At 65.6% G+C, this 12,797-nt stretch carries 13 protein-coding genes; 2 read left to right on the top strand and 11 right to left on the bottom strand.

From position 1 onward, the window contains the following. Positions 1-71 precede the first annotated feature (71 nt). The 8 genes from fabF to B0920_RS02375 form a co-directional block, all read right to left on the bottom strand. Positions 72-1,319, bottom strand: a complete 1,248-nt coding sequence (gene fabF / locus B0920_RS02410; protein ID WP_078030994.1) for a beta-ketoacyl-ACP synthase II — start codon at positions 1,317-1,319, stop codon at positions 72-74. A gap of 29 nt (positions 1,320-1,348) precedes the next feature. Beyond that, positions 1,349-1,588 (bottom strand): acyl carrier protein, encoded by a 240-nt coding sequence (gene acpP, locus B0920_RS02405; RefSeq protein ID WP_020653257.1) that lies wholly within the window; start codon positions 1,586-1,588, stop codon positions 1,349-1,351. A gap of 167 nt (positions 1,589-1,755) precedes the next feature. Next, positions 1,756-2,493: a 3-oxoacyl-ACP reductase FabG gene (fabG, locus tag B0920_RS02400; protein WP_078030993.1), complete on the bottom strand. Its 738-nt coding sequence runs from the start codon at positions 2,491-2,493 to the stop codon at positions 1,756-1,758. A gap of 56 nt (positions 2,494-2,549) precedes the next feature. Beyond that, positions 2,550-3,488 (bottom strand): ACP S-malonyltransferase, encoded by a 939-nt coding sequence (gene fabD / locus B0920_RS02395; RefSeq protein ID WP_078030992.1) that lies wholly within the window; start codon positions 3,486-3,488, stop codon positions 2,550-2,552. 46 nt (positions 3,489-3,534) lie between these two features. Continuing rightward, positions 3,535-4,521 (bottom strand): beta-ketoacyl-ACP synthase III, encoded by a 987-nt coding sequence (locus tag B0920_RS02390; RefSeq protein WP_078030991.1) that lies wholly within the window; start codon positions 4,519-4,521, stop codon positions 3,535-3,537. A 49-nt stretch (positions 4,522-4,570) separates the two neighbouring features. Continuing rightward, positions 4,571-5,593, bottom strand: a complete 1,023-nt coding sequence (gene plsX / locus B0920_RS02385; RefSeq protein WP_078030990.1) for a phosphate acyltransferase PlsX — start codon at positions 5,591-5,593, stop codon at positions 4,571-4,573. Between the two features lie 207 nt (positions 5,594-5,800). Continuing rightward, positions 5,801-5,983, bottom strand: a complete 183-nt coding sequence (gene rpmF / locus B0920_RS02380; RefSeq protein WP_005666806.1) for a 50S ribosomal protein L32 — start codon at positions 5,981-5,983, stop codon at positions 5,801-5,803. Between the two features lie 212 nt (positions 5,984-6,195). After that, complete coding sequence (locus tag B0920_RS02375) at positions 6,196-6,702, bottom strand: DUF177 domain-containing protein (protein WP_078033250.1); 507 nt, start codon at positions 6,700-6,702, stop codon at positions 6,196-6,198. A 181-nt stretch (positions 6,703-6,883) separates the two neighbouring features. Between B0920_RS02375 and B0920_RS02370 the strand changes: the two genes are divergently transcribed. Both B0920_RS02370 and B0920_RS02365 read left to right on the top strand, forming a co-directional pair. Continuing rightward, positions 6,884-7,498 carry a Maf family nucleotide pyrophosphatase gene (locus B0920_RS02370; RefSeq protein WP_078030989.1) on the top strand — a complete coding sequence of 205 codons (615 nt, stop codon included), beginning with the start codon at positions 6,884-6,886 and terminating at the stop codon, positions 7,496-7,498. 29 nt (positions 7,499-7,527) lie between these two features. Then, positions 7,528-8,277 carry an SAM-dependent methyltransferase gene (locus tag B0920_RS02365; protein ID WP_078030988.1) on the top strand — a complete coding sequence of 250 codons (750 nt, stop codon included), beginning with the start codon at positions 7,528-7,530 and terminating at the stop codon, positions 8,275-8,277. Between the two features lie 61 nt (positions 8,278-8,338). On the opposite strand, the gene B0920_RS02360 is transcribed toward B0920_RS02365, so the two are convergent. The 3 genes from B0920_RS02360 to aceA form a co-directional block, all read right to left on the bottom strand. Then, positions 8,339-9,607: an EAL and HDOD domain-containing protein gene (locus tag B0920_RS02360; RefSeq protein ID WP_078030987.1), complete on the bottom strand. Its 1,269-nt coding sequence runs from the start codon at positions 9,605-9,607 to the stop codon at positions 8,339-8,341. Between the two features lie 135 nt (positions 9,608-9,742). Beyond that, positions 9,743-11,044 carry a 23S rRNA (adenine(2030)-N(6))-methyltransferase RlmJ gene (gene rlmJ, locus B0920_RS02355; RefSeq protein WP_078030986.1) on the bottom strand — a complete coding sequence of 434 codons (1,302 nt, stop codon included), beginning with the start codon at positions 11,042-11,044 and terminating at the stop codon, positions 9,743-9,745. A 172-nt stretch (positions 11,045-11,216) separates the two neighbouring features. Beyond that, on the bottom strand, positions 11,217-12,515 hold the full coding sequence (gene aceA / locus B0920_RS02350; protein WP_078030985.1) for an isocitrate lyase: 1,299 nt from the start codon (positions 12,513-12,515) through the stop codon (positions 11,217-11,219). Positions 12,516-12,797 lie beyond the last annotated feature (282 nt).

Here is a 12,797-nt window from a genome sequence, read left to right as displayed (position 1 = left end):
TTGAGACGGGCGCCCATCCCCTTGGACAGGGATGGGCGTGCGGAGTTCATCTGAGGGTAAACCCGGAAGGATCAGACCTTGGCGAAGACCAGGGTGCCGTTGGTGCCGCCGAAGCCGAAGGAGTTCTTGACCGCGTAGTCGATCTTCATCTCGCGCGCCTGGTTGGCGCAGAAGTCCAGGTCGCATTCCGGATCCTGGTTGAAGATGTTGATCGTCGGCGGCGAGACCTGGTTGTGGATCGCCAGCACGGTGAACACCGATTCCAGGCCGCCCGCGCCGCCCAGCAGGTGGCCGGTCATCGACTTGGTCGAGTTGACCACGATGTTCTTCGCGTGGTCGCCGAACACGCGCTTGATGCCGCGCACTTCGGCCACGTCGCCCAGCGGGGTCGAGGTGCCGTGCGCATTGACGTACTGGACCTGGTCAGGGTTCAGGCCGGCGTTGCTCAGTGCCGCCACCATGCAGCGCGCCGCGCCGCTGCCGTCTTCGACCGGCGAGGTGATGTGGTTGGCGTCCGCGCTCATGCCGAAGCCGATGACTTCCGCGTAGATCTTGGCGCCGCGCTTGACGGCGTGTTCGTATTCTTCCAGCACCATGACGCCGGCGCCCTCGCCCAGCACGAAGCCGTCGCGGTCCTTGTCCCAGGGACGGGAAGCGGTGGCCGGATCCTCGTTGCGGGTCGACAGCGCGCGTGCCGAGGCGAAGCCGCCCAGGCCCAGCGGCGAAACGGTCGACTCGGCGCCGCCCGCGATCATCACGTCGGCGTCGCCGTATTCGATCAGGCGCGCAGCCGCGCCGATGCAGTGCAGGCCGGTGGTGCAGGCCGTGACGATGGCCAGGTTCGGACCACGCAGCCCGAACTTGATCGAGAGATCGCCCGAGATCATGTTGATGATCGAAGCCGGCACGAAGAAGGGCGAGATGCGGCGCGGACCGCGCGCCGCGTATTCGTCCTTGGTGGCTTCGATCATCGGCAGGCCGCCGATGCCCGAACCGATGGTCACGCCGATGCGGTCGCGGTTCTCGTCGGTCACTTCCAGGCCCGAATCCTGCAGGGCCTGGATGCCGGCCGCCATGCCGTAATGGATGAAAGTATCCATGTGACGGCCTTCCTTGCCAGGCAGGTAGTCTTCGACATTGAAGTTCTTGACTTCGCCGGCGAAGTGCGTCGTGAACGGCGTCGCGTCGAACTTGGTGATGTTGGCAATGCCCGACTTACCCGCCAGCGCCGCGTCCCACGCCTCGGCAATCGTGTTGCCGATTGGTGAAATGCAGCCCAGGCCAGTAACGACGACACGGCGGTTGCGTGAACGGCTCAAGCGTTTCTCCCAAAAACTTTTAAAGCAGCTTAGGCCTTGACGTGCGCGGTGGCGTAGTCGATAGCCTGCTTGACGGTGGTGATCTTCTCAGCCTGTTCGTCAGGGATTTCCATTTCGAACTCGTCTTCCAGTGCCATCACCAGTTCGACGGTGTCCAGGGAATCTGCGCCGAGGTCGTCAACGAACGAGGATTCGATTTTGATGTCTGCTTCGGCAACGCCCAGTTGCTCAGCGACGATTTTTTTAACGCGTTGTTCGATATCCGACATGTTTTGGCTCCATTAAGGTATGTGTTGCGGAAAGTGCGCGCATTTTATCAGGTTTGCGCCTTGAAAAACTATTTTCGGCGATTGCAGCTAATTCGACCGAAACTCCTGCTAAAAGATGAGATTGCGCCGGCTTTCCCCTATGAAAAGGGGCGCCGGCACTTTCCGCATCAATTCATGAACATGCCACCATTCACGTGCAGCTCGGTGCCCGTGATGTAGGCGGCGGTCGGGCCGGCCAGGAAGGCCACGGCGTGGGCGATATCTTCCGGCTTGCCCAGGCGGCCCAGCGGGATCTGGCCGAGCAGCGCGGCGTGCTGGTCGTCGCCCAGGGCGCGCGTCATGTCGGTGTCGATGAATCCGGGCGCCACGCAGTTGACGGTGATGTTGCGGCTGCCGATCTCGCGCGCCAGGGCGCGGGTCATGCCGGCCACGCCGGCCTTGGCGGCGGCGTAGTTCATCTGACCCGGGTTGCCCGAGGCGCCCACCACCGAGGTGATGTTGATGATGCGGCCGTGCTTGGCCTTCATCATGCCGCGCAGTACCAGGCGCGACAGGCGGCCGACCGAGGTGAGGTTGGTCGCGATCACGCTGTCCCATTCCTCGTCCTTCATGCGCATGGCCAGGTTGTCCTGGGTGATGCCGGCGTTGTTGACCAGGATCGACAGGCTGCCGTAGCCCTTCTGCACTTCGTCCACCACCTCGGCGCAGCGCGCCGCGTCGGTGACGTTCAGGACCAGGCCCTTGCCGCCGAATTCGGCCAGGTAGTCGGTGATGGCCTGGGCGCCGCTCTCGGTGGTGGCGGTGCCGACCACCTTGGCGCCCTGGCGGGCCAGTTCGAGCGCGATGGCCTTGCCGATGCCGCGCGAGGCGCCGGTGACGAGGGCGACTTGGTTTTCCAGATTCATTGTTGTCCTTTGATTGACGGTTTCGATTAGCCGCAGATCTGCGTCAAGCTTGGTTCTCAGGCCTGCTTGAGTGCGCTCAGCACGTGCTCGAGCGAAGCCTGGTCCACGAGGGCGTCGCCAGCCAGCACCGGATCGATGCGCTTGGCCATGCCGATCAGGGTCTTGCTGGGAGCGCACTCGATGACCTGGGTCACCCCTTCGGCGGCCATCTTCTGCATGGTCTCGACCCAGCGCACCGGGCCGGCGGCCTGGCGCACCAGGGCGTCCTTGATGGCTTCCGGATCCTTCAGCACGGCGACGTCGACGTTGTTGATGACGTCGATCTGCGGCGCGGCGAATTCCAGCGCCGCCATATAGGTACGCAGGCGGTCGGATGCCGGTTTCAGGAGCGAGGAATGGAAAGGCGCCGAGACCGCCAGCTTCATGGCGCGCTTGGCACCCTTGGCCTTGGCCCGTTCGCAGGCGCGGTCGACCGCGGCGGTGTGGCCGGCGATGACGATCTGGGTCGGCTCGTTGAAGTTCACGGCCTCGACCACCTCGCCCTGGGCCGCTTCCTGGCACAGCGCGCGCACGTCATCGGCCTGCAGGCCGAGGATCACGGCCATGCCGCCCTGCCCCACCGGCACCGCTTCCTGCATCGACTGGGCGCGGAAGCGCACCAGCGGCACCGCGTCCTTGAACGGGATCACGCCCGCAGCCACCAGGGCCGAGTACTCGCCCAGGCTGTGGCCCGCCACCACCGAAGGCGCCGGGCCGCCGGCCGCGATCCAGGCGCGGTAGACGGCGACGGCGGCGGTCAGCATGACCGGCTGGGTGTTGGTGGTCAGGTCCAGGTCTTCCTTCGGGCCTTCGGCGATCAGGCGGCCGAGGTCGAAGCCCAGGGCTTCGGAGGCTTCCAGCACGGTCTGCTCGACGACCGGGTTGCCGGCGAAGCCGTTCAGCATGCCGACGGCCTGGGCGCCCTGGCCCGTGAACAGGAATGCGAATTTGCTCATCTTCTTGTTGTCCTCAATGGGTTGAGACGAAGCGCGGCTCGGGCGCTTACATGCGCGCCAGCACCGCGCCCCAGGTGAAGCCGCCGCCCACGCCTTCCATCAGGACGTTGTGGCCCGGCTTGATGCGGCCGTCGCGCACGGCCTGGTCCAGCGCCAGCGGGATCGAGGCGGCCGAGGTGTTGCCGTGCTCGCCGACGGTGGCGACCATCTTCTCGAGCGGCAGGTCGAGTTTCTTGGCGGTGCCCTTCATGATGCGCAGGTTGGCCTGGTGCGGCACCAGCCAGTCGATGTCGGCCGGGCGCACCCTGGCCGCGTCCAGCACTTCGTGCGCGACTTCCTCGAGCACGGTGACGGCCAGCTTGAACACCGCCGGGCCGTCCATGTACAGGAAGCCGCTGCCGGCGATCGCGCCTTGGGCCAGGCTGCCCGGCACCGACAGGATGTCGGAATGGCGGCCGTCGGCGTGCAGCTTGGAGGCCAGGATGCCCGGCTCGCTGGAGGCTTCCAGCACCACGGCGCCGGCGCCGTCGCCGAACAGCACGCAGGTGGTGCGGTCGGTGAAGTCCAGGATGCGCGAGAACACCTCCGCGCCGATCACCAGCACGGTCTTGTGCATGCCCGAGCGGATGAAGGCGTCGGCGGTCGACAGCGCATACACGAAGCCGCTGCACACGGCCTGGACGTCGAAGGCGGCGCTGTTGTTGTGCATGCCCAGCTTCTGCTGGACGATGCAGGCGGTGCTGGGGAAGCTGCCGTGGAAGTCGGGGGTGGAGCTGGCGACCAGCACCAGGTCGATGTCCTCCGGCTGCTTGCCCGCCATCTCGAGCGCCTTGCGCGCCGCGTGCACGGCCAGGTCGGACGAATTCTCGTCCGCCGCCGCGTAGTGGCGCGCCTCGATCCCGCTGCGGGTGACGATCCACTCGTGCGAAGTCTCGATGCCCTGTTCGGCCAGCTGGGCCGCGAGCTGCTCGTTGCTGACGCGCTTGGCCGGCAGGTAGCTGCCGGTGCCGGTGATCTTGCTGTATACAGTCATTGCTTCACCATCCTGCTAGTTATTGAACACGGCCGTCCGGGCGGGGCCCTCAGGCCTGGCGCTCGGGGTCGGGTGAGGGCATCAGTTCGGCGATCAGGGCCGACAGATGCTCTTGTACGTTGTGCGCCGCGGCCTCGTAGGCGCGCTTGATCGCCCACTCGAAGGCGTAGGCGTTCGCGCCGCCGTGGCTCTTGAACACCAGGCCCTTCAGGCCCAGCAGGCCGGCGCCATTGTAGCGCTCCGGATTCAGCTTCTTAAGCGCCTTGCGCGCCAGCAGCGCGCCCAGCATCGACAGCAGGCTTTCCTTGAAGACCGACTTGACGAAGCGCGACAGGCCTTCGATCGCCTTCAGGGTGACGTTGCCGACGAAGCCATCGCAGACGACCACATCGACCGTGCCCTTGAAGATGTCGTTGCCTTCGACGTTGCCGTGGAAGTTCAGTTTACCGCGCTCGTGGTCGTCGCGCAGCAGGACGCCGGTGGACTTGACCACGTCGTTGCCCTTGATGTCCTCGGTGCCGACGTTCAGCAGGCCGATGCGGGGGCGCTCGATGCCTTCGATGGCCGAGCACAGGACCGAGCCCATGATCGCGAACTGGTGCAGGTGGTGGGGCTCGCAGTCGACGTTGGCGCCGAGGTCGAGCACGTAGGTGGGGCCGTTCTTCTGGTTCGGCATGATCGAGCAGATGGCCGGGCGGTCGACCCCGGCCATGGTCTTGAGCACGTAGCGCGAGACGGCCATCAGGGCGCCGGTGTTGCCGGCCGAGACGCAGGCGTTGGCGCTGCCGTCCTTGACCAGCTCGATCGCCACGCGCATCGACGAATCCTTCTTGCGGCGCAGGGCCACCTCGACCGGATCGTCCATGGCGACGACTTCGCTGGCGTGCTTCACCGACAGGCGCGGCAGGCCCTCGGCATGGTGTTTCTTGAGTTCGTTACGCAGCAGCTCTTCGTTGCCGACCAAAACGAGTTCGGCGTCGACTTGCTTTTTTAGAAAGGAAATGGCTGCTGGAATGGTAACTGAGGGGCCGTGATCGCCGCCCATGCAGTCAATGGAGATTTTAATTGTCATTTGTCGGGAGTTGCCGCGGCTTAAAGACAGCAGGCGGCAAGAGGGGAAGACGGCGGGGCATCAGGCCGGCCGGAATCCGCGCGATGGTAAATGACGGTGTGCAAACTAGACTTGCAGCCGAAAACAGGGACATGCGCAAAGAAAAAGCGGCGCCACGCAGAGGTCTGACGTTGCACCGCTTTCATGATACCGAGGACAAGACGTCGATTACTCGTCGTTCTTGGTCTTCAGGACTTTGCGACCACGGTAGAAACCGTTCGGGCTGATGTGGTGACGCAGGTGGGTCTCGCCGGTGGTCGGCTCGACTGCCAGGTTCGGGGCGGTCAGGAAATCGTGCGAACGATGCATGCCGCGCTTCGAGGGGGACTTCTTATTCTGTTGAACTGCCATGATGACTCCTAATACATAAGTTCTAAAATTCTAACACATTCGACTTGCAATTACATGCGCATCGAGTATCCCACCGGCAATCCCAGAGCATCTTCCCCCTGACACGCCGACATGTTTTAACGCTGCCTACATCTACTGCCTACTGCCATACTCGACTGCTGCACGCGTTTGACACGTTCTTTCGTCGTACTGCCACTGCGGTACTACTATCTTTATTCGGGTTTCTGGCCGCCCAGCCCCTTGAGGCTGGCGAACGGCGAGACCTTTTCGGTCTTCAGGCTGTCCAGGAGCTGGGTGTCCGGACACACATCGTGTTTCGGTGCCTGCGGCAGGGCCAGCAGGGCTTCATCCTCGAGCAGGTCGCGGATGTCGGTGGCGTGGCTGCCGACGATCACGTCGATACTCTCGTCGTCGAGGATTTCCTCGATCTGGTCGGCTTCCTCGTCGTCCTTGCCGAGCACCAGCATGGTGGACGAATCGAGCTCGTGGCCGAAGGGCTGCAGGCAGCGCTGGCACACCAGCTGGACCGTGCCGGCGACCGACAGGGTCATCGACGGGTAGCCCTGGCGGGTCTGGCCGCCTTCGATGCTCCAGCGGATCTCACCGCTGTTGTCGGCGCAATCCGCAGCCAGGCGGGGCATGTCGGCCACGCGGGTCTGACCCTCGCGGACTCCATTGTTCCGACAAAACTCGAAGGCGTCGATGACAAAAGCGCTCATTTGGAACATACCCCGGAAAACCTGCGATAATAACAGGCTTCTCGCCGCAGAGTCAAAGACTTGCGCAGTTTTTTAACCCGCCGGCAAGCGGCTGTTGCGCGGAGCCCGGGATTCATCGGATTTGCTTGCTGCGAGGCAGCTATCTATTTGTTTTACTGATGGTTTTCTTTCGAGCGCCGACATGATACCAAGTTCCGCCCCGCCGCGCCTGATTCTCGCCTCGAGCTCCGCCTACCGCCGCGAGCTGCTGGGACGGCTGCGCCTGCCCTTCGAGGCCGTCGCCCCGGACATCGACGAGACCCCGCTGGCCGGCGAAGCGCCCCAGGACACCGCCCTGCGCCTGGCGCGCGAGAAAGCCGGCGCGGTGGCGCGCCTGCACCCCGGCGCCCTGGTGATCGGTTCCGACCAGGTCGCCACCCTCGACGGCCTGCAGATCGGCAAGCCGGGCGACCATGCCCGTGCCCTCGAGCAATTGCGCCTGATGCGAGGCCGCGAAGTCGTGTTCCATACCGCGCTCTGCCTGTGGGACGGCCGCGAAAGCGATCCGGACCAGGCCGCCCAGATCGAGAACGTGCAGGTCTTCGTGCGCTTCCGCGAGTTGCCCGACGCCGAGCTCGACGCCTACCTGCGCATCGAGCAGCCCTACGACTGCGCCGGCAGCGCCAAGAACGAGGGCCTCGGCATCGCCCTGCTCGAACGCATCGACTCGTCCGACCCGACCGCCCTCACCGGCCTGCCCCTGATCGCCCTCACCGGCATGCTGCGCCGCGCCGGCGTCGCCTTCTTCCGCCCCTGAGCGGCACCCGACCACTTTCCAATGCATTTATGGCTGGCACGCTTTACCTGATTCCCAACACCCTCGGCCCGGTCGATCCGGCCTCCGGCGCCCTGTCCGCCCTGCTCCCGACCCAGGTCCAGGCCATCACCTCCCGGCTCGACTACTTCGTGGCCGAAAATGCCAAGACCGCGCGCGCCTTCCTCAAGCTGGTCGCAATCGACCACCCGCTGGCCAGGCCGCTGCAGGAAATCGAGATCGCCGAGCTGAACGTGAACACCCCGCCCCAGGCCCTGGCCCAGTTGCTGGGCCCGCTCAAGGCCGGACGCGATGCCGGACTGGTCTCGGAAGCCGGGGTGCCTGCGGTGGCCGACCCGGGCGCCGACCTGGTGCGCCTGGCCCACCAGCAGGGCATCGCGGTGCGCCCGCTGGTCGGGCCCTCCTCGCTGCTGCTGGCCGTGATGGCGAGCGGCCTGAACGGCCAGAGCTTCGCCTTCAACGGCTACCTGCCGACCGACGCCGCCCAGCGGACCAAGCGCATCCGCGAACTGGAAAACCGTTCGCGCAGCGAACGCCAGACCCAGCTCTTCATCGAGACGCCCTACCGCAACGGCCAGATGCTGGAAGCCCTGGTGGCGGCCTGCCAGCCGGGCACCCTGGTGTGCGTGGCGACCGACCTGACCCTGGCCAGCGAAACGGTGCGCACCCAGGCGGCGGGCAAGTGGAAGACCGAGCTGGCGGCCGGCAAGGCGCCCGACTTCCACAAGAAGCCGACCGTGTTCCTGCTGCTGGGACAATAAGCCGTCTGCGTCGAGCCGCTCGATCGAGCCGCCTTGATCGGGCCGCCTCGATCGGGCCGGCTCAGGACACGTCGTGGGTTAGCTCGCGCACCCAGTCGAAGGCGGCCAGTTCGATGTCGCGGATCTCGGCCCCGGTCAGGCCGACCTTCTTGAGTTCGGCCGCCAGCTTGCGGCCGCCGGTGGCGGCCTCGAGCATCTCGGCGATGCGCAGCATGACGCCGAAATCGCCCTCGCGCTCGAGCAGCGCGGCGCGCACGTCGTCCGCCACCTCGACGTTGTCGAGAATGTCGCGCATCGGCACCGAGAACAGGGCGTCGGCCAGGGACATGATGCCCACCGTGAAGGCGCGGTCGGCGCTGGCGCTGTCGCGCGGGCGCACGCGCTGGGTCATCAGCTCCAGCATCTTGCCGCGGGTGGTGGCCAGTTGCAGCAGGGGCGAATCGAAATCGACCCTGGCCCCGGCCGAGGTGTAAAGCAGGATCTGCAGCCAGCGCGCGAGCTGGCGCCGCCCGAGCTGGCTCAGGGCCTGGGACAGCGATTCGATCTGCGGCCCCGGGGCCGCGCGGCTGTTCACCAGGCGCAGCAGGTTCAGGCTGATCAGGGCGTCGCGCTTGACCGCGGCCTCGATGGCCTGGGCGTCGGCGTCCGAGTTGACCAGTTCCAGCAGGCGCAGCACCGCGATTTCGGAAGGCGTGATCTTCTTGCCCGACAGGATGGCCGGGCGCGCGAAATAATAGCCCTGGAAGTACTCGAAGCCGAGTTCCATGCACAAACGGAATTCGTCGAGGGTCTCGACCTTCTCCGCCAGCAGCTTCTTGCCGGTGCCCCTGAGCGAATCGGCCAGGCGCGCCAGCTCCTCCGGCCTTACCCCCTTGATGTCGACCTTGATCACGTCGACCAGCGCCAGCAGCCGGTCGAGCTCGCCGGAATGCTCGATCACGTCGTCGACTGCGAACTTGAAGCCCAGCTCCTTGAGCTCGGCCACGCGCGCCAGCAGCTTTTCGGAAGGCTGCACGGTCTCGAGGATCTCGAGGATCACCTTGTGGGCCGGCAGGAAGCGTACGAAGTCGCTCATCAGGACCACTTCGTCGACGTTGACGAAGGCCAGCTGCTCGCCCACCACCTGCTCCATGCCGAGCTGGGAGGCGTGCGAGATCACGGCCGCCGTCGCCGCGGCGCCGTCGGTCAGCTTGGCGTCGTCGTCTTCGCCTGCGGCGCGAAACAGCAGCTCGAAGGCGACGAGGTGCTGGTCACGACCGAGGATAGGCTGACGGGCGAGGAAAAAATCGTTGGACGGCACGGATACTGCTGCCGTCGAGTCGGCGTGCATCAAAAACTCCCGGTAACAAGGGTGGGCAAGGCCTGGCCACGCGGCCGCGCCGCGCGGGCGGAGGGCCCTTCTCCCCACCGCTACCGACTATACACGAAAGCTACCGTGTTAGCATTTCGACATCGTATCAAGATGTTACTTGCGGCCTCCCGGCGGCGTGCGGCGGCTGCGCGTGCCGGCTGCCGGGCCGGCGCCGCCCGGCGCGGCGCTGCGCGGGGCCGCGCCCTGGGGACGGCGGCTTTCCGCGCTGCGCTCGCCAGGGGCACGCTTGTTCGGGGCACGGTTGCCGGGGGCACGCTCGCTCGGGGCGCGCTCACCCGGGGCACGGTCGCCTGCGGGACGGTCGCCCGGGGCACGCCCGGCTGCGGCGCGTTCGCCCGGGCGCCCTTCCGGCTTGGGACCGCGCGCCGGACGGGCAGCGCCCTCCTCACGCCCCGGCATGCTCTGGCCGGGCAGGCGCAGGCTGCCCTGGCCCGACAGGGGGCTGGCGCGACGCGCATTGCCGACAGGCACACGCGGCACGCCGCCGACATTGCGCCCGGCGGCGGCGCCGGTGACCTGGGCGCCGCTCTCGATGGTGAAGCGCGCGCCGCCGTCCTGGCCCAGCACCTGCACCAGGTAGGGCATGACTTCGCGCAGCATCGGCTCCAGGGTATAGGGCGGGTTCAGGATGAACATGCCGCTCGAATGCAGGCCGGTGCCGTCCGGGGTCGGGGTGCGGATGGTCAGGGTCACGTTGAGCCATTCCTTGGCCGGCAGCCGCTTCAGGCGGTCGGCGAACTGGCGCGACTCCATGCGCTGCAGCACCGGATACCAGACCGCGTAGGTCCCGCTCGGGAAACGCCCCAAAGCCTCGTCGAGGGCGTCGCGCACGCGCTTGTAGTCGTCCTTGATCTCGTAGGGCGGGTCGATCAGCACCAGGGCCCGGCGCGAGGGCGGCGGCAGCAGCGCCTTGAGGCTGGCGAAGCCGTCGCCGTGCTCGATGATGACGCGGCGGCCGCGCGCGCGCTCGCCCTGCTCTGCCTTGTGGGCGTCGAGCTTGCGGAAGTTCTCGCTCAGGATCCGGTGGTCGGAAGGGTGCAGCTCGAACAGGCGCAGGCGGTCCTGCTCGCGCGAAACCTGGTCGGCCACATAGGGCGAGCCGGGGTAGTAGCGCATCTTGCCGCTCGGGTTCATGCCCCTGACCAGGTCGAGGTAGGCCGCCAGCGGGGCCGGCGCATCGCTGCTGTTCCACAGCGGCGCGATGCCGGTCGCGGACTCTGCGCTCTTGAGGGCCTGGACGCTGTCGAGGGCGTACACACCGGCGCCCGAATGGGTGTCGATATAGGTGTAGGCGGTGTCCTTCTGGTTCATGTAGAGGTGCAGCTGCACCTGCACGAAGTGCTTGAGGACGTCGGCGTGGTTGCCCGCGTGGAAGGCGTGGCGGTAGCTCAGCATAGGGTGGTGTTCCTTGGATCGTGGTGGCCGCATCGATGCGCGCGGCGATATTGGGCGCCATTATCCACTACAAAACCGATCGGCCTGAAAAACCGCGCCGAAAAGGAAAAGGCCGCGGCCCCTCGTGGGGACCGCGGCCCGGTGCTGCGGACGCTGGATTGGTGTGATCCGCTTACGCGACCTTCTTCTCGTCGAAGAATTGTTCGTCCTCGGTCGAGCCGTGAAGCGCGGTGGTCGAGCTCTGGTTCTGCTGGATGGTCTGGGTCACGGCGTCGAAGTAGCCGGTGCCGACTTCGCGCTGGTGCTTGACCGCGGTGAAGCCGCGCTCGGCCGCCGCGAATTCGGCTTCCTGCAGCTCGACGAAGGCCGACATGCCGCGCCGCGCGTAGCCGTGGGCGAGATTGAACATGCCGTAGTTCAGGGCGTGGAAGCCGGCCAGGGTGATGAACTGGAACTTGTAGCCCATCGCGCCGAGCTCTTTCTGGAATTTGGCGATGGTCGCGTCGTCCAGGTTCTTCTTCCAGTTGAACGAGGGCGAGCAGTTATAGGCCAGCATCTTGCCCGGGAACTTGGCGTGGATGGCGTCGGCGAAGGCCTTGGCGTAGGCAAGGTCGGGCTTGCCGGTCTCGCACCACACCAGGTCGGCGAAAGGAGCGTAGGCCAGGCCGCGCGAGATCGCCTGCTCGAGGCCGGGGCGCACGCGGAAGAAGCCCTCGACGGTACGCTCGCCGGTGCAGAACTCGCGGTCGTTGTCGTCCACGTCGGAGGTGAGCAGGTCGGCGGCCTCGGCGTCGGTGCGGGCGATGACCAGGGTCGGGGTGCCCATGACGTCGGCCGCCAGGCGCGCCGCGTTGAGTTTTTCGACCGCTTCGCGGGTCGGCACCAGCACCTTGCCGCCCATGTGGCCGCACTTCTTGACCGAGGCCAGCTGGTCCTCGAAGTGCACGCCGGCGGCGCCCGCCTCGATCATGGACTTCATCAGCTCGAAGGCGTTGAGCACGCCACCGAAACCGGCTTCGGCGTCGGCCACGATGGGGGCGAAGAAGTCGATCTCGTCCTTACCCTCGGACCATTGGATCTGGTCGGCGCGCTGGAAGGTGTTGTTGATGCGGCGGACCACGCTGGGCACCGAGTTGGCCGGGTACAGCGACTGGTCGGGGTACATCTCGCCGGCCAGGTTGGCGTCGCCCGCGACCTGCCAGCCGGAGAGGTAGATGGCCTTCAGGCCGGCCTTCACCTGCTGCATGGCCTGGTTGCCGGTCAGGGCGCCCAGTGCGTGGACGTAGGGCTCCTCGTTGACCAGGTCCCAGAGCTTTTCGGCGCCGCGCTTGGCCAGGGTGTGCTCGATCTGCAGCGAGCCGCGCAGGCGCACGACGTCGGCCGCGCTGTAGTTGCGGGTCACGCCTTTCCAGCGCGGATTGGTGTCCCAGTCTTGTTGGAGCTGGCTGATTTGCTGTTCACGCGTTGCCATGGTGGTTCTCCTAGGAAGTGCAAAGTTGATGAGTAAAAAAGCGTATCCGTTGGAGAAATCATAGATCAGTTTGTGCGCGGCACAATTAGTCTTATATAAGACATAGCATTAATTTTTTTCTCTTTCTAATCAATGTTTTACGTCGATCATTCCATGATACGGAACGACTTTTCTCAGAATGATAATCTGGACCCGATACGTTTTGCTGCATATCTCGCATGGCGAGAAGGTCTTTTCGCATGGTGAAAATTCGAGCCAATGTTTCTAAGAGGAAATGTACAT

This window comes from Massilia sp. KIM, assembly GCF_002007115.1.
Taxonomy (GTDB): domain Bacteria; phylum Pseudomonadota; class Gammaproteobacteria; order Burkholderiales; family Burkholderiaceae_D; genus Telluria.
Note: the sequence above shows the minus strand (reverse complement) of the source record. Positions and strands in the feature narration are given on the sequence as shown.